The organism is Streptomyces sp. RG80, assembly GCF_040446465.1.
Classification (GTDB): Bacteria; Actinomycetota; Actinomycetes; order Streptomycetales; family Streptomycetaceae; genus Streptomyces.
The window spans coordinates 858,910-879,503 of record NZ_JBEAAJ010000002.1 but is presented as its reverse complement, the minus strand read 5'-3'; the positions used below and the strand labels follow the sequence as shown (position 1 = coordinate 879,503).

Below are 20,594 nucleotides of genomic sequence, written 5' to 3'. Positions count from 1 at the left end.
GGTTCCGTGCCCCGACGGGTCAGCAGTCCCTGAACTCCGGCGACTGGTTCAGGATCTGCGAGCGCACCGACGTGAAGCGCGCGTAGGTCTCACTGTCCTGCGAGCCCGGGCGGAAGGCCGCCACCCGGTGGCAGTTCTGGAAGGCCAGGGTCACCCCGAAGTGGCGCTCCAGGCTGCCGCGGATCGCGTCGCTGGCCAGGGCGCGCAGCAGCTGGCCGCGCTCCTTCTCGGACGGCGGGGGCGTCTGGTTGTCGGTGAACTCGGCCTTGCCGTCGTGGAGTTCGCCGGCGAGGGAGGCGACGAGGTCGTAGGCGTAGGGGAGGGACGTACGGACGGTGTCCACGAAGTCCTCCTCGCGGACGGCGCCGTTCTCGGCTTCGGCGAGGAGCTTCGGGGAGACGTCGAGAGACATGAAGGTGCTTGTCCTGTCTGTGCGTTGGGGGTTGAGAGGGTGGGGGGTGAGGGGGTGTCAGACGAGGGCGTCGGGGCCGGGTACGTAGTCGGGGTCGACCTGGGACGCCAGGTCCTCGCCCGCCCAGGCCCGGGCGTTGCGGAGATGGAACTCGACGGCGTGGCGGTGCAGCGTCGCCCAGTCGCGGGGGCAGGCGTCCACGGTCTCGCGCAGGACGTTCAGGGCGTGCCGGTTGTGGGACTCCAGCGACTCCAGGCCGCCCTGTTCCCGGCCCTGTTCGGCAGCGCGGACGAACGGTGAGTGGACCAGGTGGGTCAGCAGGTCGTCGCCCACCTCCTCCTTGAGGAAGAGCAGGTCGTCCTCGCCGGTCACCTTGTTGCCGACCACGGCGATCCGGATGCCGAACTCGGCCGCGTGGTCGCGGTACTGGCGGTAGACCGAGACGCCCTTGCGGGTGGGTTCGGCCACCAGGAACGTCAGGTCGAAGCGGGTGAACAGGCCGGAGGCGAAGGCGTCCGCGCCCGCCGTCATGTCCATCACCACATACTCGCCGGGTCCGTCGACGAGGTGGTTGAGGTAGAGCTCCACACCGCCGAGCTTGGAGTGGTAGCAGGCCACCCCGAGGTCGCTCTCCTCGAACTCGCCCGTCACCATCAGCGGCACGTCGCCCACCCGCCGGACGTGCCGGGTGTGCAGTTCGTCGTCGCCGAGCAGGTTGAGCAGCCGGGAGCCGCGACCGGGCGGCGTGGTCTTGATCATGGCCTCGGGGGAGGCGATGCGCGGGTTGGTGCCGCGCAGGAAGTCCTTGATGTCGTTCAGGTGCGCGCCCAGGGGAGGGGCGGCCGGCGGATCACCGTCGTGGCCCAGCGCCTCGGCCAGGTGCTGGTTGATGTCCCCGTCCACGGCGAGCACGGGAGCGCCGGACTGCGCGAGATGGCGGGAGAAGAGCGCCGACAGGGTGGTCTTGCCGCTGCCACCCTTGCCGACGAAAGCGACGCGCATCAGCATCCCGCCCTTGCCGCACCTAATGCGGTTTTGAAAATGGATGTCATGTCGGTACGTTTTATGCGTGTCGTCGATCACTGTCAAATCGCAAGGTGATCAAGGGGTTCCGCTTAATGCATATGATGTGCAAGTGCGTGAATACAGCATCAGGGCCGCGGGCCCGGACGACCTCGACGGTGCCCGAGCGGTGATGCTCGACACCGTCTACCGCGACTTCGGGACCGGGTACGTGCCCCGCTGGCACGGCGACATCATCGACCCGGCCGCCGCCTACCTCGCCCCGGCCCGCCACACCCTCCTCGTGGCGACCGCCCCGGCCGACGGCCAGGTCGTCGCCACCGGCGCCCTCGACTCCCGCGGCCCGGCCCACCCGCCGAACCCGCGCCACGTCGCCGAGCGCTACCCCTCCGGTGAGACCGCACAGCTGCGCCGCATCTACGTCCGCCCCGAACACCGTCGGCGCGGCCTCGCCCGACGGCTGGTCACGGAGCTGATGGCGTTCGCCGCCGCCGACGGGGGCTACCGCTCCGTCTATCTGCACACCGACCCGGCCGTACCCGGCGCCGAGGCCTTCTGGCGGTCGCTCGGCAAGCTCGTGCACGACGAGCGCGAGGACCCCGAGGGCGCGCACGGCGTCCTGCACTTCGAGATCCCGATGGGGCGATGACCGAATGACCCGACCGCGCTCGCGCTTCCTGCCCGCCCTGCTGCTCGCCCCCGCGCTGACCGGCTGCTTCGCCTCCGACGGCACCGGCGGTTCGTCCGACGGCGCGGCCGACGCCACCCGGTTGCGCGTCGCCCTCGCCTTCCCGCCGGCCGAGAACCTCTCGCCGTACGGCGCCGACGCCACCCTCCTGAGCCGCCTCGGCGTCACCGAGGGACTGACCGCCCTCGACGCCAACGGCGCCGCCGCCCCCGCGCTCGCCGCGTCCTGGACCCGCGAGAACGACCGCACCTGGCTGTTCACCCTGCGCGAGGCCACCTTCCAGGACGGCACCGACGTCACCCCCGCCACCGTCGCCGCCGCCCTCACCCACGCCACCGAGGCCAAGCCGGCCCCCGCCGCCCTCTCCGGCGTGACCCTCACCGCCAAGGCCGCGGGCAGCACCGGAGTACGGGTCACCACCAAGGACCCCGACCCCGCCCTGCCGCTGCGCCTGTCCAGCCCGAGCCTCGCCGTCCTCTCCGCGAAGGCGTACGAGGGCACCGAGCGCGTCGACCCGGTCGGCCACGCCACCGGGCCCTTCGAACTCACCAAGGTCATGGGCGCCGGCGCCGCCACCCTGGACCGCTACGACGACTACTGGGGCGGCCGCGCCCAGGCCTCCGGCATCGACGTGAAGTTCGTCGCCGACGGCACCGCCCGCGCCAGTGCGCTCCGCACCGACCAGGTCGACCTCGCCGAGGCGATCCCCGTCTCGCAGGCCGTCACCCTCGACAAGGGCCTGCGCAAGGCGACCGCCACGACCCGCACCACGAGCCTGCTCCTCAACACCGAGTCGGACGTGTTCAAGGACGCGGGCCTCAGGGCCGCGGCCCGGCAGGCGGTCGACACCTCCGCACTCACCAAGGGCGTCTACGAGGGCTACGCCGACGCCGGCGCCGGTCTCTACGGACCCGCCGTGACCTGGGCCGAGGGCAAGCGCACCGCGCCGGCCGGCCGGGCGAAGGGCACCGACCCGGACGGGGCGAGGATCACCCTCGCCACCTACGACAACCGGCCCGAACTCCCCGAGGTCGCCCAGGTGTTGAAGCAGCAGCTGGAGAAGGCCGGGTTCGAGGTCCAGCTGGAGGTGCGTGAGTACTCGCGGCTGGAGAGCGACGCGCTGGCGGGGAAGTTCGACGCCTTCGTCGGCGCCCGCAACAGCCTCCTCGACACCGGCGACCCCGTCTCCGTCCTCGCCAGCGACTTCACCTGCGACGGCAGCTACAACCTGGCGCTGCTGTGCGACAAGGACGTCGACCAGGCCGTGAAGAAGGCCGAGGGCATCGCCGACACCGCGAAGCGACAGGACGCGGCGATGGCCGCCGAGGCAAGGATCCTCGGCACCGACGCCGTCGTCCCGCTGATCCACCAGCGCGTCATCACCGGCGTCGGCCCCAAGGTCAGCGGCGCGCTCCTCGACCCGTACGAGCGCACCCTCGTCGGCATCGGCACCCGGCGCTGACGCGTGCGGCAGCAAGCGGCCACGCTCCTGTGGCGGGCCGGAATCGCCGCCGCCCTCGTGTGCGCCATCGGCCTGCTGCCCTGGCTGACGCGCACCGACCCGGCGCTGACCGTCCTCAAGGCCCGGTCGGCCGAACGCGACCCCGATCCCCGGGTGCTGGCCGACATCCGGGACCGACTCGGCCTGGACGACGGCCCGTTCCACCTCCTCGGACAGTGGCTCGGCGGGCTGTGGCGCGGCGACACGGGACAGTCCTGGATCTCCGGGAGCGACGTCACCCCCGCCGTGCTCCAGGCCCTCGGCGCCTCCCTGCTGCTGATGGCGGTGGCCCTCGCGGTCGCCGCCGGCACCGCCGCGCTGATCTGCGCCCGCACCCTGTGGCTCGGCGCGCACCACCGGCTCGACGGGCGCCGCGCGGGCGGCAGCGGCTCCGCGGTCCTCGCCGCGCTGCCCGAGTTCCTCACCGCGTCCGTGCTCGCCACCGTCGTCGGCGTCCAGCTCGGCTGGCTGCCCGCCCTCGGCTGGTACGGGCCGCGGTGGACGATCCTGCCCGCGCTCGCCCTCGGCCTGCCCGCCGGAGCGATCCTCGGCCGGCTCCTCGACGACCTGCTGCCCGGCGCCTTCGCCGAACCCTGGGCGCTGGCCGCCGCCGCGCGCGGACTGCCCGGCCGCACCATCGCCCGCCAAGCGCTGCGCCGCGCGCTGCCCGGACTCCTGCCGAACACCGGCCTGTTCGCGGTCGGCCTCACCGGCGGCGCGGTCGCCGTCGAGCAGATCTACGACATACCCGGCCTCGGCCGCACCACCCTGCAGGCCGCCCTCGCCCAGGACCTCCCCGTCCTCCAGGCCGGCACCCTAGCCCTCGTCCTCCTCGCGGCGGCCTTCGCCGGCCTCGCCACCCTCACCGCCCGCCTGCTCATCGGCACCGCCCTGCGCGACGGCGCCCTGCCCTCACTGCACGGTCCGAAGTCGACGGTCCGCGGTGTACAGCCTTTCGCATACGGTGGACTGCTGGCGGTCGTCATCGCGCTCGGCCTGCCCCGCGACCCCCTCGCCCTCGACACCGAACAGCGCCTCCGAGCGCCCTCCCCGGCTCACCCCTTCGGCACCGACGCACTCGGCCGTGACCTCCTCGCCCGCGTCGGCCACGGCGCCCTCGAAACCCTGCTGCTCGCCCTCGCGATCAGCGCCGCCGCACTCCTCACCGGTGTGCTCCTCGGCCTGCTGCCCCGGCTGTCCGGACCGCTCGTCGACACGGTCACCGCCCTGCCGCCGGTCCTCGTCGCCCTCCTCGTCACCGCCGTCGCCGGCAGCGGCCCCGCCACCCCCGCGCTCGCCGTCGCCGCCGTCGCCTGGGCACCGCTCGCCGCACACACCTCCGCACTGCTGAGCCAGGAACGCGCCGCCCCGCACATCACCGCCACCCTCGGCCTGGGCGCCGGCCCCTGGCACCTGCTCCGGCACGAACTGCTGCCCGCCGTCCTGCCGCCCGTCACCCGCCACGCCCTGCTGCGCCTCCCCGGCGTCGCCCTCGCCCTCGCCTCCCTCGCCTTCCTCGGCCTCGGCGCCCAACCACCCTCCCCGGAATGGGGATTGCTCCTCGCCGAGAACCAGCCCTACGCCGAACGCGCCCCCTGGGCCGTCCTCGCCCCCGCCGCCGCCCTCGCCCTGCTCGGCGCACTGGCGGTGACCGCGGCGGGAGGAGTGCGCCGCCCCCGACGCACACCGCGCCCGGCCGCCCCGGAACCCGAACAGCGGCCCCGTAGCCGGGAATTGGTGGGAAGCCGATGAGCTCGATCGCGACCGCGCTGCGCAAGGATCGGGGCCGGGTCCGGCTCTCGCCGCTGCTGCGGCTGCTGATCCTCACCCAACTCGCCTTCAACATCGGCTTCTTCGCCGTGCTGCCGTTCCTGTCCGAGCACCTCGGCACCGCGGTGGGCATGGCGGGCTGGCTGGTCGGATTCGTGCTGGGCCTGAGGACCTTCAGCCAGCAGGGGCTGTTCGTGGTGGGCGGGGCGCTGGCCGACCGGTACGGCATCCGGCCCGTCGTGCTCGCGGGATGCGCGCTGCGGATCGCCGGGTTCGGCTGGCTCGGGTACGCGGAGGAGACCTGGGCGGTCATCGGGGCCGTCCTGCTGATCGGGTTCGCCGCCGCGCTGTTCTCCCCCGCCGTCGAGTCCGAGGTGGCCCGGCAGGCCGTCGTCCACGAGGAGGAGGGCGGCGGATCCCGGACCCGGGTGCTCGCGCTGTTCACCGTGGCCGGACAGGCCGGGGCGTTCGTCGGGCCGCTGCTCGGCGCGCTGCTGCTGTCGGTGGACTTCCGGTCCGTGTGTCTCGCCGGCGCCGGGGTCTTCGTGCTCGTCCTCGCCGGCCACGCCTGGCTGCTGCCGCAGCACATCCCCGGCCGGCAGCGGGTCCACGTCCGGGGCGGTATACGGGTGTTGGTGCGCAACCGGCGCTTCCTCGCGCTGGCCTGCGCGTACGGCGCCTATCTGCTCGCCTACAACCAGCTCTACCTCGCCCTGCCCGCCGAGGTGGAGCGCGCCACCGGCTCCCAGTCCGCGCTGGCCTGGCTGTTCGCCCTGTCCTCGCTGCTGGTGGTGACCGCCCAGCTGCCCGTCACCCGCCGGGTGGGGGACCGGCTCGACCTGCGCCGCTCGATGACGGCCGGACTGCTGCTCATCGCCGCCGGGTTCGCGGTCGTGGCGCTCGCCCGGCCGGCCGGCTGGACCGGGACGGCGGGGCTGCTGCCCGCGGCCGCCTTCGTCGTGCTGCTCACCTTCGGCCAGATGCTCGTCGCACCGGTCGCCCGCGCCTGGGTCCCCGACCTCGCCGAGGAGGGCCGGCTCGGCCTCTACACCGGCGCGCTGTCCTCGGTGTCCGGCCTGATCGTGCTGGTCGGCAGCTCCGCGACCGGCACCCTTCTCGACAGCGGACTGCCGGCGGCCGTGCCGTGGCTGGTGCTGGCCGCCGTACCGGCTGCGGCGGTGGCGCTGCTGCCGCGTCGGACGTAAGGCCCTGTTCCGGGCCCAGGTCAGCCGGCGACCAGCTCGCGCACGTCCTCCAGCTGGACTTCCTGGATGCGGGAGGTGCGGTACAGCCACAGGACGTCACGGCCGAACGACCACACCAGCGCGCCCAGCGCCGTCGCGACGACCCCGAACTCCAGGGCGTACGGCAGCAGACCGGAGGCGGCCAGGAGGAGGAACACGCCCTGGAGGGCGGCCACCGTCTTGCGGGCCGTGCTCGGCGGGAGCGGGGCGTTCAGCCACGGCCGGACACGGGCGGCGGCGACGAAGGCGTAGCGCATGCCGCCGATCAGCAGCACCCACGGGCCGTGCGACATCGACACGTACACGCTGAGCACCAGGATCAGGAACGCGTCGACCTCCATGTCGAAGCGCGCGCCGAGCGGGGTGGAGGTGCCGGTGGCGCGGGCGACCTTGCCGTCCACGCCGTCGAGGATGAGCGCGATCGCCGTCAGACCGACGAAGACGGTGATGGGCGGCGAGCTCTGGAAGGAGTCGGCGACGAGCGCCGTCACCCCGCCCACCAGGATCGAACGGCCGAGGGTCACCCGGTTGGCCGGGCCGAAGGAGCGGGGCCGGGAGCGGTGCAGGGCCCGTGAGAGCACCGCCCAGGTGGCGACGGCGAAGACGAGACCGGTCAGCCAGCCCGCCGGTCCCATCCCGATCGCCGTACCGAGCAGAGCCAGCAACAGGATCTGTACGCCCGCTCCGACAGCGGTCTCCTGCTGGACCAGCCTTGCCTCGTAAGTGTTGTTCAGGGCCACCGAACATCCTCCGGCCGTGTGACAGAGTCGATCAACGCCGCGTACTGTGCGCGACCTGTGCACACCTCGGTACGTGAACCACTTCCCAAGCGTTCAGGAGGAGGCCGATGAAGCGCACCGCGAGCGCGTTCTGGCTCAACAGTCCCGGTGAGGGTGGGATACGTGAGGTCACTCTTGTGGCCCCCTCCGAGGGGGAAGTGCTGGTCCGTGCCCTGTACTCCGGAGTCAGCCGCGGCACCGAGACCCTGGTCTTCGGCGGCAAGGTCCCCGAGAGCCAGCACGCGGCCATGCGGGCGCCCTTTCAGGAGGGCGACTTCCCGGCGCCCGTCAAGTACGGCTACCTCAGCGTCGGCGAGGTCGAGGAGGGCCCCGCGGACCTCGTCGGCCGTACGGTCTTCTGCCTCTACCCGCACCAGACGCGCTACGTCGTCCCGGTGACCGCGGTGACCCGGGTACCCGAGAACGTGCCCGCCGAACGGGCGATCCTCGCCGGCACCGTCGAGACCGCCGTCAACGCGCTCTGGGACGCCGCACCGCTGATCGGCGACCGGATCGCCGTGGTCGGCGGCGGGATGGTCGGCTGCTCGGTCGCCGCCCTGCTGGCCCGCTTCCCGGGGGTGCGTATCCAGTTGGTCGACGCCGATCCGGCCCGGGCGAAGGTCGCGGAGGCGCTCGGCGTCGACTTCGCGCTGCCGCCGGACGCGCTCGGGGAGTGCGACCTCGTCGTCCACGCCAGCGCCACCCAACAGGGCCTGACCCGCGCGCTGGAACTGCTCAGGCCCGAGGGCACGGTCCTCGAACTGAGCTGGTACGGGGACCGGCAGGTCGCCCTGCCGCTCGGCGAGGCCTTCCACTCCCGGCGGCTCGTCGTCCGCAGCAGCCAGGTCGGCACCGTCTCCCCGGCCCGCAGCTCCAGCCGTTCCTACGCCGACCGGCTCGCCCTCGCCCTCGAACTCCTCGCCGACCCGGCGCTCGACGCCCTCATCACAGGGGAAAGTGCGTTCGAGGAGCTGCCACGGGTGATGCCACAGCTCGCTTCCGGGGAGATTGCGGCGCTGTGTCACCGCGTGCGGTACGACAAGAGCGCCTGACCTGAGAAAAGAGTGAGAGACGGCTGAACACGGGGAAGCGAAGAGCCGTACTACTCGGCATCCCCGCCAGCGATCAGGGCCGGGGGATCGAAGGCGCCGCACCTGGAGGGTCGTCCGTTGTTCAGTGTCACCGTCCGCGATCACATCATGATCGCCCACAGCTTCCGTGGCGAGGTCTTCGGACCCGCGCAGCGCCTGCACGGGGCGACGTTCCTCGTGGACGCCACGTTCCGGCGGGAGCAGCTGGACGACGACAACATCGTCGTCGACATCGGGCTGGCCACGCAGGAACTCGGTGCCGTCGTCAGCGAGCTGAACTACCGCAACCTCGACAACGAGCCCGACTTCGCCGGGATCAACACCTCGACGGAGTTCCTGGCCAAGGTCATCGCGGACCGGCTCGCCGAGCGCATCGACAAGGGCGCGCTCGGCGAAGGCGCCCGGGGCATCGCCGCGATCGGCGTCACCCTGCACGAGTCGCATGTCGCCTGGGCGAGTTACGAGCGTGCGCTGTGACCGACGTGACCCTGGAGAAGACCCCTGAGGCCGCGCTCGGCTATGTGCCCGTGCAGCACTCCGTACTGAAGAACGCGGACATCGTCCCCATGTCTTTGCGCTCCGTGCACTTCGTCATGCCGGGCGGTGTCGACGACCCGGCCGCGCCGAGCGGCGGCAACGCCTATGACCGGCGCGTGAGTCTGGACCTGCCGGGCTTCGGCTGGCAGGTCCACAAGCACGCGGTGGCCGGCGAGTGGCCGCGGCCCGGCGTCGAGGCCCGCACGGAACTCGCCCGTACGCTGCGGCAGTTCCCGGACGACACCGTCGTACTGATGGACGGCCTGGTCGCCTGCGGGGTGCCCGAGATCGTCGTACCGGAGGCGGAGCGCCTCAGACTCGCCGTCCTCGTGCACCTCCCGCTCGGCGACGAGACCGGCCTCGACCCGGTCCTGGCCGCCGAACTGGACGCCAGGGAACGCGCGGTGCTCCGCGCGGTGCCCGCGGTGATCGCCACCAGCGACTGGGCGGTGCGCCGCCTCGTCTCCCACCACGGCCTCGCGCCCGACCGGGTCCATGTCGCCGCCCCCGGCGCCGACATCGCCCCCCTCGCCTCCGGCACCGACGGTGTCTCCCGCCTGCTGTGCGTCGCCGCGGTGACACCGCGCAAGGGCCAGCACCGGCTGGTGGAGGCCCTCGCGACGGTCCGGGACCTGCCGTGGAGCTGCGTGTGCGTGGGCGGCCTCGGCCACGACCCGGAGTACGTGGCCGACCTGCGGTCCCTGATCGCGAAGCACGGTCTGGAGCACCGGCTGGAACTGGCCGGACCGCGGGCCGGCGCCGCACTCGACGCCAGCTACGCCGCCGCCGACCTGATGGTCCTCACCTCCTACGCCGAGACCTACGGCATGGCGGTCACCGAGGCCCTCGCCCGCGGCATCCCGGTCCTGGCCACCGACGTCGGCGGCCTCCCCGAGGCGGTCGGCCGCGCCCCCGACGGCGGTGTGCCCGGCATCCTCGTCCCGCCGGAGGACCCCGCCGCCCTCGCCGCGGAACTGCGCGGCTGGTTCGGCGAGGCGGACGTACGACGCCGTCTGAAGGCGGCAGCCCGGGGCCGGCGGGCCGCCCTGGACGGCTGGGCGACCACGGCCCGCAGCCTGGCCGGAGTACTGGGCCGACTGCCGAGCGAACCCTGGAGGGCGGCATGAGGAAGACGGCTGTGACAGCGCAGCGCACCGGGATGATCCCGGCGCAGGCGGGACCGCGGGACAGGGCGGAGACGGAGTCCGAGGTGACCAGGGACACCCCGACGGCGCCCGAGCCCACCGGCTCCGGCGCGGACGCGCACTTCGTCATCCCGGGCGCCGGCCCCGCCGTACGCCCCGGTGAGCGGCCCACCGTAAGGCTGCGGGAGGACGGGCCCGAGGAGCAGCCCCGGTACGCGCCCGAGTGGCTGGAGCTGCGCGAGCCCGCCGACGCCGGGGCGCGGGCGCTCGACCTGCTCGACCCGCTGCGGATCCGGCTCGCCAACCTGCCGGGCAAGGCCGGGGTCGTCATCCACGACCTCGGCTGCGGCACCGGCTCGATGGGCCGCTGGCTCGCGCCCCGCCTCGACGGCGCCCAGCACTGGGTGCTGCACGACCGCGACCCCTACCTGCTGCACTTCGCCGCCGTCGCCTCCCCGCGCGTCGCCGCCGACGGCAGCCGGGTCACCGTCGAGACCCGGCGCGGCGACGTCGCCCGGCTGACCTCGGACGCCCTCGCCGGCGCGTCCCTGGTGACCGCCTCCGCCCTCCTCGACGTCCTCACCCGCGAGGAGATCGACACCCTCGCCGCCGCCTGCACGGGCGCGGGCTGCCCGGCCCTGCTCACGCTGTCCGTCGCCGGGCGCGTCGACATCGGCCCGGCCGACCCGATGGACGACGAGATCGCCGAGGCGTTCAACGAACACCAGCGGCGCGGCGGACTGCTCGGCCCGGACGCGATCACGGCCGCCTGCGAGGCCTTCTCCGAGCGCGGCGCGACCGTACGGCTCAACCCGAGCCCATGGCGCCTGGGCCCCGCCGAGGCCGCGCTCACCGCCCAGTGGCTGCGCGGCTGGGTCGGCGCCGCCGTGGAGCAGCGCCCCGAACTGCGCGAGCGCGCCGACCGCTACCTGCGCGAGCGCCTCGCGGCCTGCGAGGCGGGCGAGCTGAACGTCGTCGTCCACCACACCGACCTGCTGGCGCTGTCCCGGCCGACGGGCGGGCCGGCATGAGCGTGGAGACGGTACGGGCGGCCCACGCGGGCCGACGGGGGCCCGCCCGGCGCCGGCGGTGGGCCGTGCGGGCCGCCGGGGTGACGCGGGGGCGCGGCCGCGTGGCGGTGCGGCCGTCGGCCGTGACGCCGGTGGCCGCGACCGTGTCGGTGACGGGCGTGGCCGAGTTCGCGGCCGGTACGAGGCTGGCGGAACGGTACGCCGCGACGCTGATCGGGGAGCGGCTCCCCGAGGCCGCCGCCGTCGCCCTCCCGCCCGTCAAGGCCGTCCCCCCGCCGCCGGTCGCCGTCTCCCGTGACCGTATCGGCGTGATCGTCACCGCACCCCGGCCCCAGGCCGCGGACGCCGACGACGCCCCCCACGCCGCCTCCTGGTGGCGAAACGTTCTGGCCCGTCTCAAGTCCCCTGCCGTACGCACCCACTTGGGCAGCGTCGTCGGCGTGCTCATCCTCGCCGTGCTGCTCTGGCGGCTCGGCACCGGCGTCTTCCTCGACGGGCTGCGCCGCATCGACGGCGCGACACTGCTCGCCGCGCTCGCCATCGGGGCGGTGACCACCGTCTTCAGCGCCTGGCGCTGGCAGTTGGTCGCCCGCAGCCTGAACATCCGGCTGCCGCTCGGCCCGGCCGTGGCCTCCTACTACCGGGCCCTGTTCCTCAACGCCGCCCTCCCCGGCGGCGTCCTCGGCGATGTGCACCGCGCGGTGCGGCACGGCCGCAGCACCCAGGAGCTCGGCCGCTGTGTGCGGGCCGTCGTCCTCGAACGGGTCGCCGGGCAGCTCGCGTTGGCCGTGATCGGCGCCGCGGTGCTGCTGACCATGCCGTCACCGGTGTTCTCGCAGGCCCGCCATCTCGCGCCGCTGCTCCTGTTCGCCGCGCTGGGCGCGCTGGCCGTCGTGCTCGCCGTGCGGATGAACCGGGCGGACCGGGCGCCCTCACGGGCCGGCAAGGCCCTGCGCGAGGCACGCGAGGGGCTGCTGTCGCGCCGCAACGGGCCCGGCGTCGCCCTGTCCTCCGTCGTCGTCCTCGCCGGACACATCGGGATGTTCGTGCTCGCCGCCCGCGTCGCCGGATCCGCCGCCTCGGTCGCCGTGCTGCTGCCGATCGCCGTGCTCGCGCTGCTCGCCATGGGCCTGCCCCTGAACGTCGGCGGCTGGGGCCCCCGGGAGGGCGTCACCGCCTGGGCGTTCGGCGCGGCGGGCCTGGGTGCCGGCAGCGGGCTGGCCGTAGCCGTCGTCTACGGCGTGCTCTCGCTCGCGGCCAGCCTGCCCGGCGTCCTCGTCCTGCTCGCCCGCTACCCGCGCGTCGAATCCCCGTCGGAGGTGAGCAGTGAGAAATACGCGCCGAACGAATCCGCCAGGCTCGCCAGCACCATTTTGCCCTTTTCCGCCGAACCCAGCGAAGGACGGCCGATGACACCGGAATCGGTATAGGCGGACATACCGAGGGTGAGCAGATGACGTCGGTCGTCGGCGACGAAATCGCCGGACTCATAACCGGGTCGGACGAATTCCGGAGACGTGTGCAGAAGGATGGAGGTCTCGATTTCCCCCGCGTGCATGTCGGTGAGCAGCGAGGTGGCCACCCCGGCCCGCTCCCGCGCCGTCTCCCAGTCCTCCGCGGCCGGGAACAGCGCCATCTTCTCGCCGCGGGCGGAGGATTCCTGAACGACGTTGCCCAGGACGTAGTTTCCGCCGTGCCCGTTGACCACGACCAGGGTCTCGACGCCGGACCGGCGCAGCGAAGAGGCTATGTCACGTATCACCGAGTGAAGGGTCACCGAGGAGATGCTGACGGTCCCCGGCCACGCCGCGTGCTCGTGCGAGCAGGAGATCGTCACCGGAGGGAGGAGATGGACCGGGTATGCCGCGGCGATCTCCCGGGCGACGGCGCAGGCGACGAGCGTGTCGGTCGCCAGCGGAAGGAACGGGCCGTGCTGTTCGAAGCTCCCGACGGGAAGGACGGCGACCTGTCGTGAGACACCCGCGCCTCGCGTCCGTACGTCTTCCGTGGTGTCCGTCGGCAACGTACCGTGCCCCGCCGACCGCGTTTGCGAACCACTCATTCTTTCACGGCCTTTCGTCTCTGCTTAGGAACTCGAGAATCATGACAGACACAGTTGGCGTACTCGGCAAGAAGTCCCCCAAGCGCACGGGTGTGGAACGCGTCGTGAATGCGCCGCTGCCCACGGTGTACGGTGAATTCCGGGCGGTCGGCTACCTCGACCACGATCGCGGTGACGAACAAGTGGCCCTGGTCTACGGGGAGATCGGCACCGACGAGGTCCTGACCCGGCTGCACTCGGAATGCCTGACCGGTGACGCCTTCGGCTCCCGGCACTGCGAGTGCGGCGAGCAGCTCGACTCGGCTCTCAAGGCCGTCGTCGCCGAGGGCAGCGGCATCGTCGTCTATCTGCGGGGCCACGAGGGCCGCGGCATCGGACTGCTCGCCAAGCTGCGCGCGATGGCCCTCCAGGCGGAGGGCCTGGACACCGTCGAGGCGAACCTCGCCCTCGGTCTGCCGGTGGACGCCCGCGACTACGGGGTCGCCGCCGGGATGCTGCACGACCTCGGGGTGCGCTCGGTGCGGCTGATGTCCAACAACCCCGACAAGCGGGAGGCGCTGGTGCGGCACGGCATCGAGGTCGCCGAGACGGTGCCGCTGCTGATAGCGCCGTGCGAGAGCAACATCACCTATCTGCGCACCAAGCGGGAACGCCTCGACCACCACCTGCCCCACCTGGACGCGGTCGCACACCTGTCCTGATTACGGGCACCCGAGTCCGGACAGGAAGAGGGGACCGGCCCCGACATCCCGGCCCCGACCCCCTGGGAGGCTCGCCCGTGAGAACGCAGGCAAACGCCGTCGTGATCGGCGGTGGAGTGATGGGCGCGAGCATCGCCTACCACCTCGCCGCCGCAGGGGTCCGCGACGTCGTCCTCGTCGAACGGGACGAACTGGCCTCCGGGTCCACCTCGAAGGCGGCGGGCGGCGTGCGGGCCCAGTTCTCCGACGGACTGAACGTGCTGCTGGGCGCGCGCAGCCTGGAGGCGTTCGGCCGCTTCGGTGAGGAGATCGGGTACGACATCGGCCTGCACCGCGTCGGCTATCTGTTCCTGCTCTCCACACCCGAGGACGTGGCCTCCTTCGAGGCGGGCGTGCGGCTGCAGAACTCCCTCGGCGTGCCCAGCCGCATGCTCACCCCGAAGGAGGCCCGCAGGCTCTCCCCACTGATCAGCGCCGACGGGCTGCTCGCCGCCGCGTTCTCGCCGGACGACGGCCACTGCACGCCCGAGGCCGTCGTCCACGGCTACGCCTCCGCCGCCCGCGCCCTGGGCGCCCGCGTCCTGCGGCACACCGAGGTCACCGGCATCACCGTGCGCGGCGACACCATCAGGGCCGTCGAGACGAGCCTCGGCACCATCGCCACCGACACCGTGATCTGCGCGGCCGGCGCCTGGTCGCGCGCGGTCGGGCGGATGGTCGGCGTGGAACTGCCCGTGGAGCCGCTGCGCCGCCAGATCGCGGTCACCGAGCCGGTCCAGGGACTGCCGCCGGGCCTGCCGATGACGATCGACTTCTCCAGCACCCTGTACTTCCACCGCGAGGGCCCCGGCCTCCTGGTCGGCATGTCCGACCCCGACGAACGCCCCGGCTTCGCCACCGACACCCACGACCGCTGGATCCCGCGCCTCGCCGCCGCGATGGAACACCGCGCCCCGTCCCTGCTGGACCTGCGGCGCACCGGCGGCTGGGCGGGCCTGTACGAGGTCACCCCGGACCACAACGCCCTGATCGGCGAGGCGACGACGGTATCCCGTTTTCTGTATGCGACCGGCTTCTCCGGTCACGGCTTCCTTCAAGGACCGGCCGTCGGCGAGGTCGTCCGTGACCTGTGCCTGGGCCGCGTACCCTTCGTGGACGTCAGCCCGTTGAACGCCGGCCGGTTCGCGGCCGACGCCCCGCGCCCGGAGGCCAACTGCGTATGACCGAGCTCCACTTGTGGCTGCGCCACGAGGTCCGCACCACCGAACGGCGCACCCCGGTCGTGCCGTCCGACGCCCGCCGGCTCGTCGAGAGCGGGGTGACGCTGACCGTGGAGGAGTCCCCGCAGCGGATCTTCCCCATGGACGAGTACGAGGCGGTCGGCGCCCGTGTCGCGGCCGCGGGCTCCTGGGTGTCGGCGCCGGCCGACGCGGTGATCCTCGGTCTGAAGGAACTCCCGGGCGAACCCGCCGAGTTGCCGCACCGGCACATCTTCTTCGGGCACGCCTACAAGCAGCAACCCGGCGCCACCGACCTGCTGCGCCGGTTCGCCGCCGGGTCAGGGGCGCTGCTGGATCTGGAGTACCTGGTCGACGACCACGGGCGACGGCTGGCCGCCTTCGGGTACTGGGCCGGCTATCTGGGCGCGGCCCTGGCAGTCCTCCAGCACCGGGGGCGGCTCGTCGCGCCGCTCACGCCCACCTCGAAGGAGGAACTCGACGAGATCCTTCGCCCCGCCCCCGGCGACGAGGAGTTCACCGCGCTCGTGATCGGCGCCCTGGGCCGCAGCGGACGCGGCGCCCGCGTCGCCCTTCAGGCCGCCGGTCTCGACCCCACCTGCTGGGACCTCCCGGAGACCCGCGCCCTGGACCGCCGGGCCCTGCTGGCGCACGACGTCATGGTGAACTGCGTCCTGGCCACCACGCCCGTCCCGCCCTTCCTCCGGGAGGCCGACCTCGACGACCCGGCCCGCCGGCTGCGCACCCTGTGTGACGTCACCTGCGACGTCGGCTCGCCCCTGAACGTCCTGCCGGTCTACGACCGCACCACCGAGTGGACCGATCCGGTCCGCCGGCTGCACAAGGAGCCCCCGCTCGACCTGATCGCCATCGACAACCTGCCCTCGCTGCTGCCGAGGGAGTCCAGCATCGACTTCTCGGGGCAACTGCTGCCCCTGCTGCTGGAGTTCGGGACCGACGGACCGTGGGGCCGCTGTCTGGAACGGTTCCGGGACACCGCCCGGGAACTGGGCATCGTGGAAGGGGAGTCGAGGGATGTCTGACCTGGTTCCGGCGAGCGGCACCGTCCACTGGATCGGCACGGGCCTGTCCACGGGCAGCGGTCTGGCCCGGCTGTGCGGGACGGCCGGACGGGTGCGCGTGTGGCACCGCACCGAGGAGCGCGCGGCCGAGGCCCTGGACCGGCTGGGGCTCACGGGCCGGGCCGAGCCCCGTGCGTACACCCTTGCCGCGCTGACGGCCGAGCTCGCGCCCGGCGACGTCGTGGTGTCGATGCTGCCCGCGCCGGAGCACGCTCGGATCCTGGCCGCCTGTGTGACGCGCGAGGCGCACTTCGCGTGCTCCAGCTATGTGTCGGACGCGGTCCTGGAGCAGGTGCCCGCGGCCCGCGCGGCCGGGGTCGTGGTCCTCACCGAGGCCGGGCTCGACCCGGGCATCGACCACCTCTTCGCGCACAGCCTCGTCGCCCGCGCCAGGGAGGCGATCGGTGACGGCACGGCGGCCTCGTACCGTCTCACGTCCTACTGCGGTGGCATCCCCGCGGTGCCGAACGACTTCCGGTACCGGTTCAGCTGGGCGCCCCTCGGGGTGCTGGGCGCTCTGCGCTCGCCCGCCCGTTACATCGAGGACGGTGCCGAGACGACCGCCGGGCGGCCGTGGGAGGCGACCCGGCGGCATGTCGTCGACGGGGAGGCCTTCGAGGTGTACCCGAACCGCGACAGCGTCCCGTTCGTCGAGCAGTACGGGATGCCGGGCGCCTGGAAGCCGCGGACCTTCGTGCGGGGCACCCTGCGGCTGGAGGGCTGGCTGCGGGCCTGGGAGGGCGTCTTCGAGGAGCTCAAGGGCGGGGACGACGCCCGGATCGGCGCGCTGGCACGGGAGTTGGCGGCGACCTACCCGACCACGGACGCCGACCGCGACCGGGTCGTTCTCGCGGTCTCGCTGGACGTCGACGGCCCGGCGGGGCGGACGTGGTCGGGCGGGTATCTGCTGGACCTGGTGGGGGACGAGGAGGAGAGCGCGATGGCGCGTTGCGTCTCGCGCACCCTCGCCCTCGGTGTGGGGCACATCCTGGACGGTTCGCTGCCGCCCGGCCTGAACCGGGCCGCCGAGACGGCGGCCCGGTCCGAGCGGTGGCTGCGCGAACTCGCCCTGGACGGAGTGGAGTTCACGCTGCGCGTGGACGCCTGATCAGTCGACGACGGCCTCGTGCACCAGCCGCCTGAGGTCGGGGTTGAGCTTCAGGGTCCTGGGGCGTACCTGGGTGTAGAACTGCACGGTCAGATCGCGGCGCGGATCGACCCAGAAGGTCGTGGACGCGGCCCCGCTCCAGCCGAACGTGCCCTGGCTCATGGGCGCGAGGGTGCGGGCGGGGTCGATCACGACGGAGACACCGAGACCGAAGCCGAGCCCGTCGTTGTTGGGTTCGTCGTGGGCGGGCCTGCTGCCGAAGGCACGCAGGTCGGCACCGCCGGGGAGATGGTTCCTGGTCATCAGGTCCACCGTTTCGGGGGCCAGCAGACGGGTGCCGTCGAGGGTGCCACGACATCGCAGCAGCTCCATGAACCGGTGGATGTCGTGGGCGGAGGCCGCCATGCCGCCGCTGCCGGACAGGAAGCGGGGCCGGCCGGACAGCGGCAGGCCGGGGATCGGCTCGATGCGGCCGTCGTCCTGCTCGCCGTACAACTCCGAGAGCCTGTCCGCCTGTTCGTCCGGCACCTGGAAGCCGGCGTCGCCCATGCCGAGGGGGCCGAAGATCCGCTCGGCGAAGAACGTGTCGAGGGGCTGCCCGGACACCACCTCGATGACCCGGCCCAGCACGTTGGAGGCGACCGAGTAGTTCCACTGCGTGCCCGGCTCGAACTGGAGCGGCAGGCTCGCGTAGACGTCGACCGTCTCGGCGAGGGTCGTGCCCGGCACCACGGACGAGTCCAGACGGGCCTCGCGGTAGAGGGCGTCGACCGGATGGCAGTGGTAGAAGGCGAAGGTCAGGCCTGCCGTGTGGGTCATCAAGTGCCGTATGAGAAGCGGCTGTTCGGCGGGACGGGTGACCATGTCGGCGCCGGAGCCGCTCTCGTGGACCCGCGCGTCGGCGAAGGCCGGCAGATGCCGGGCGACCGGGTCGTCCAGCGACAGCCGGCCCTCCTCCACCAGGGTCAGCGCGGCCACCGCCGTGACCGGCTTGGTCATCGAGTAGATCCGCCACAACGTGTCGGCCTCGACGGGGAGTCCGGCGGCGAGGTCGCGGTGTCCGTGCGCCGTGAGATGGGCGACGCGGCCGCCGCGGGCGACGGACACGAGGAAGCCGGGCATGCGCCCCTCGTCGACGTAGTGGGCGAAGTGCTGGTCGAGGCGGTCCAGCGCCTTCCCGTCCAGCCCGACCTCACCCGGGTCGACCTCTTGCCGCAAGCGTGCCATCGCTCTCCTCCGATCGCGTTCGTCGAGGTGCGATCCGGCATACCCCGCCGCACCGACCTCAGACCTCATCGTCGCGCAGGAACGGCCGGACGGTCGCCCGGTTGACCTTGACCGGCCGTAACGACGTGGAAACGTGTGGCCAGGACCGCGCCCGTCAGCGCGACGAGGGCGAGGACCGTGAGCGCAGCCGCCTGCCCCATGAGCGGGGTCACGACGGCCACCCCCAGCGTCGGCCCCACGTTCATCGTGGTCTGCTGGAGCCCGCCCGCCACCCCGGCCGCCTCGAGGGGACTCTGTCGGACGACGGCGTGGGTGGCCGCGACCATGACGGTGCCGAACCCGGCCCCGAGCAGGGCGAATCCGGTGCCCAGCGCGAGCGTGCCGGACGCCTGCGAGAGCACCAGGATCCCGGCGGCCAGCACGGTCATCGCGGTCGCCGTCGTGCGCCGGGTTCCCGCCCGGCGCAGCAGCACCGGGCACAGCGCGGCGGCGGCCACCATCAGCACCGCCAACGGCAGGCAGCGCAGGGCGCTCTGGAAGGGGTCGAGGCCGAGCGTGTGCTGCAGGACGAACGTGCCGACGAACAGCGTGCCCGACAGGGCGGCCGACGCGGCGAGCAGCACGCCGAGCGGTGCGCCGGGGACGGCGCGCGGTATCAGCGGGCTCGCGGCGCGCCGCTCATGGCGTACGAAGGCGGCCCCCGTGACGGCGGCCACCGCCAGACCGGCCCACCGCGTCGAGGCGAGCGCGTCGACGAGGAACCCCAGGGTCACCGCGAGCAGGACGGCACCGGGCAGGTCCAGCGGGACCCTGCCGACCCGCTCGGGCTCCCGGACGGCGAGGGCGAGGGCGCCGAGGACGAGGGCGGGCACGACGTTGAGGAAGAACACCGCCCGCCACCCGGACCCGGCGACCAGCACCCCGCCCACCAGCGGCCCGACCGCGGCGGAGACCCCGATCGCGGCGGTGCGCAGCGCGATCGGCCCCCGCAGCCGGTCCGGCGGGTAGGCGGACCGCAGCATGCCGAGGGTGGCGGGTTGCAGCAGCGCCCCGAACACCCCCTGGACGACCCGCAGTCCGATCACCCAGTCGACTCCGGGCGCCAGCCCGATCCCGGCCGACGTCGCCCCGAAGCCGAGCATGCCGACGCCGAACAGCCGCCGGTGCCCGTACCGGTCGCCGAGCCGCCCCGCGAACACCAACAGGCTCGCCACCGCGACGAGATAGCCGGTGCTGGTCCACTGCACCTGGCCGAGGGACGCGCCCAGATCCTCCTGGAGGGTGGGCTGGGCGATGGTCAGGACGGTGCCGTCGAGGGCGACGATCACGGCCCCGGTCACGCTGCCCGCGAGGACGAGACGAGGGTTCACGCCGCCTCCGGGCCGAGGTGCGCCTCCAGCGCCGACCGCAGCAGGGGTACGAAGTCGTCGGCGCCCGTGGCCAGTTGGAGGCTGCCCCAGCCCCACAGCTGGGCGATGCCGTGCAGGTTCGCCCACAACGCCCCCGCGACCGGACGGGCGTCCACGTCCGGGCGGGCCAGGGCGACCAGCTCCACCAGGCGCCCGAAGAGCGGCAGACTGGTGTCCCTGAGGCCCAGATGCCCGCTCTCCAGCAGATCGTGACGGAACATCAGCTCGTACATGCCGCGGTGGTCCAGCGCGAACTCCAGATAGACCCGCGCGAGCGATTCCAGCTGGGCGCGCGGGTTCGCCGTACCGTCACCGGCCGCCGCCACCGCCGCCCGCTCCGCAAGCTCGGCGAAGCCGTGGCGGGCGATGGCCGACAGCAGCTCCAGGTGGGTGGGGAAGTGCCGGCGCGGGGCGCCGTGCGAGACCCCCGCCCGGCGGGCGATCTCCCGCAGGGTCAGCGCCTGCACACCCTCCCGGGCGACCAGCTCCACCCCGACCTCGACCAGCCGGGCCCGCAGCCCGGGCCCGGGTTCATCCGTAGACATG

Annotated in this window: 19 protein-coding genes and 1 pseudogene; 13 read left to right on the top strand and 7 right to left on the bottom strand. The window is 73.3% G+C overall.

Translation table 11 applies throughout. The annotated features are described in order from the left end of the window. Window positions 1–19: 19 nt before the first annotated feature. A complete protein-coding gene (locus tag ABKA17_RS10080) occupies window positions 20–412 on the bottom strand; it encodes an SCO5389 family protein (RefSeq protein ID WP_353691566.1) in 393 nt (130 codons plus the stop codon). 57 nt (window positions 413–469) lie between these two features. Next, complete coding sequence (locus ABKA17_RS10075) at window positions 470–1,414, bottom strand: ATP-binding protein (protein ID WP_353691565.1); 945 nt, start codon at window positions 1,412–1,414, stop codon at window positions 470–472. A 133-nt stretch (window positions 1,415–1,547) separates the two neighbouring features. Between ABKA17_RS10075 and ABKA17_RS10070 the strand changes: the two genes are divergently transcribed. The 4 genes from ABKA17_RS10070 to ABKA17_RS10055 are packed head-to-tail and all read left to right on the top strand — an operon-like array spanning window position 1,548 to window position 6,599. Further along, window positions 1,548–2,084 (top strand): GNAT family N-acetyltransferase, encoded by a 537-nt coding sequence (locus tag ABKA17_RS10070; RefSeq protein ID WP_353691564.1) that lies wholly within the window; start codon window positions 1,548–1,550, stop codon window positions 2,082–2,084. A gap of 4 nt (window positions 2,085–2,088) precedes the next feature. Then, complete coding sequence (locus ABKA17_RS10065; RefSeq protein WP_353691563.1) at window positions 2,089–3,585, top strand: ABC transporter substrate-binding protein; 1,497 nt, start codon at window positions 2,089–2,091, stop codon at window positions 3,583–3,585. A gap of 3 nt (window positions 3,586–3,588) precedes the next feature. Further along, window positions 3,589–5,376, top strand: a complete 1,788-nt coding sequence (locus ABKA17_RS10060; RefSeq protein WP_353691562.1) for an ABC transporter permease subunit — start codon at window positions 3,589–3,591, stop codon at window positions 5,374–5,376. Continuing rightward, window positions 5,373–6,599 carry an MDR family MFS transporter gene (locus ABKA17_RS10055; RefSeq protein WP_353691561.1) on the top strand — a complete coding sequence of 409 codons (1,227 nt, stop codon included), beginning with the start codon at window positions 5,373–5,375 and terminating at the stop codon, window positions 6,597–6,599. The genes ABKA17_RS10060 and ABKA17_RS10055 overlap by 4 nt, the downstream gene beginning before the upstream one ends. A 20-nt stretch (window positions 6,600–6,619) precedes the next feature. On the opposite strand, the gene ABKA17_RS10050 is transcribed toward ABKA17_RS10055, so the two are convergent. Beyond that, window positions 6,620–7,378 (bottom strand): CDP-alcohol phosphatidyltransferase family protein, encoded by a 759-nt coding sequence (locus ABKA17_RS10050; protein ID WP_353691560.1) that lies wholly within the window; start codon window positions 7,376–7,378, stop codon window positions 6,620–6,622. 107 nt (window positions 7,379–7,485) lie between these two features. Between ABKA17_RS10050 and ABKA17_RS10045 the strand changes: the two genes are divergently transcribed. The 5 genes and pseudogenes from ABKA17_RS10045 to ABKA17_RS10025 all read left to right on the top strand — a co-directional run. Then, a complete protein-coding gene (locus tag ABKA17_RS10045; RefSeq protein ID WP_353691559.1) occupies window positions 7,486–8,469 on the top strand; it encodes a zinc-dependent alcohol dehydrogenase in 984 nt (327 codons plus the stop codon). Window positions 8,470–8,586: 117 nt separating this feature from the next. Next, window positions 8,587–8,985: a 6-pyruvoyl trahydropterin synthase family protein gene (locus tag ABKA17_RS10040; RefSeq protein ID WP_353691558.1), complete on the top strand. Its 399-nt coding sequence runs from the start codon at window positions 8,587–8,589 to the stop codon at window positions 8,983–8,985. Continuing rightward, on the top strand, window positions 8,982–10,172 hold the full coding sequence (locus tag ABKA17_RS10035; protein WP_353691557.1) for a glycosyltransferase family 4 protein: 1,191 nt from the start codon (window positions 8,982–8,984) through the stop codon (window positions 10,170–10,172). The genes ABKA17_RS10040 and ABKA17_RS10035 overlap by 4 nt, the downstream gene beginning before the upstream one ends. Beyond that, window positions 10,169–11,221 carry a class I SAM-dependent methyltransferase gene (locus tag ABKA17_RS10030; RefSeq protein WP_353691556.1) on the top strand — a complete coding sequence of 351 codons (1,053 nt, stop codon included), beginning with the start codon at window positions 10,169–10,171 and terminating at the stop codon, window positions 11,219–11,221. Before ABKA17_RS10035 ends, ABKA17_RS10030 begins: the two co-directional genes overlap by 4 nt. Then, window positions 11,218–12,420: pseudogene (locus ABKA17_RS10025) on the top strand (lysylphosphatidylglycerol synthase transmembrane domain-containing protein); the annotation flags it as partial. The gene ABKA17_RS10030 and the pseudogene ABKA17_RS10025, both read left to right, overlap by 4 nt. Window positions 12,421–12,512: 92 nt before the next feature. Here the strand turns inward: ABKA17_RS10025 and ABKA17_RS10020 are convergent. Beyond that, complete coding sequence (locus ABKA17_RS10020; protein WP_353691555.1) at window positions 12,513–13,283, bottom strand: creatininase family protein; 771 nt, start codon at window positions 13,281–13,283, stop codon at window positions 12,513–12,515. 41 nt (window positions 13,284–13,324) lie between these two features. Here ABKA17_RS10020 and ribA point away from each other — a divergent pair, with 41 nt between their 5' ends. From ribA to ABKA17_RS10000, 4 genes are all read left to right on the top strand, one after another. Then, entirely contained in the window at window positions 13,325–13,984 is a 660-nt protein-coding gene (gene ribA / locus ABKA17_RS10015; protein ID WP_353691554.1) for a GTP cyclohydrolase II, read from the top strand. A gap of 77 nt (window positions 13,985–14,061) precedes the next feature. Continuing rightward, window positions 14,062–15,207, top strand: coding sequence for an NAD(P)/FAD-dependent oxidoreductase (locus tag ABKA17_RS10010; RefSeq protein WP_353691553.1), 1,146 nt, complete (start codon window positions 14,062–14,064; stop codon window positions 15,205–15,207). Then, window positions 15,204–16,265 carry a saccharopine dehydrogenase gene (locus ABKA17_RS10005; RefSeq protein ID WP_353691552.1) on the top strand — a complete coding sequence of 354 codons (1,062 nt, stop codon included), beginning with the start codon at window positions 15,204–15,206 and terminating at the stop codon, window positions 16,263–16,265. The genes ABKA17_RS10010 and ABKA17_RS10005 overlap by 4 nt, the downstream gene beginning before the upstream one ends. Then, window positions 16,258–17,412, top strand: a complete 1,155-nt coding sequence (locus tag ABKA17_RS10000; RefSeq protein WP_353691551.1) for a saccharopine dehydrogenase family protein — start codon at window positions 16,258–16,260, stop codon at window positions 17,410–17,412. The genes ABKA17_RS10005 and ABKA17_RS10000 overlap by 8 nt, the downstream gene beginning before the upstream one ends. Here the strand turns inward: ABKA17_RS10000 and ABKA17_RS09995 are convergent, their stop codons facing one another. From ABKA17_RS09995 to ABKA17_RS09985, 3 genes are all read right to left on the bottom strand, one after another. Then, a complete protein-coding gene (locus tag ABKA17_RS09995; protein WP_353691550.1) occupies window positions 17,413–18,639 on the bottom strand; it encodes a serine hydrolase domain-containing protein in 1,227 nt (408 codons plus the stop codon). It abuts the gene before it with no gap. A gap of 65 nt (window positions 18,640–18,704) precedes the next feature. After that, the gene (locus tag ABKA17_RS09990; protein ID WP_353691549.1) at window positions 18,705–20,009 is read right to left on the bottom strand and encodes an MFS transporter; all 1,305 of its coding nucleotides are present in this window, start codon (window positions 20,007–20,009) and stop codon (window positions 18,705–18,707) included. Beyond that, on the bottom strand, window positions 20,006–20,593 hold the full coding sequence (locus ABKA17_RS09985; RefSeq protein WP_353691548.1) for a TetR/AcrR family transcriptional regulator: 588 nt from the start codon (window positions 20,591–20,593) through the stop codon (window positions 20,006–20,008). The genes ABKA17_RS09990 and ABKA17_RS09985 overlap by 4 nt, the downstream gene beginning before the upstream one ends. Between the last annotated feature and the right edge of the window lies 1 nt (window position 20,594).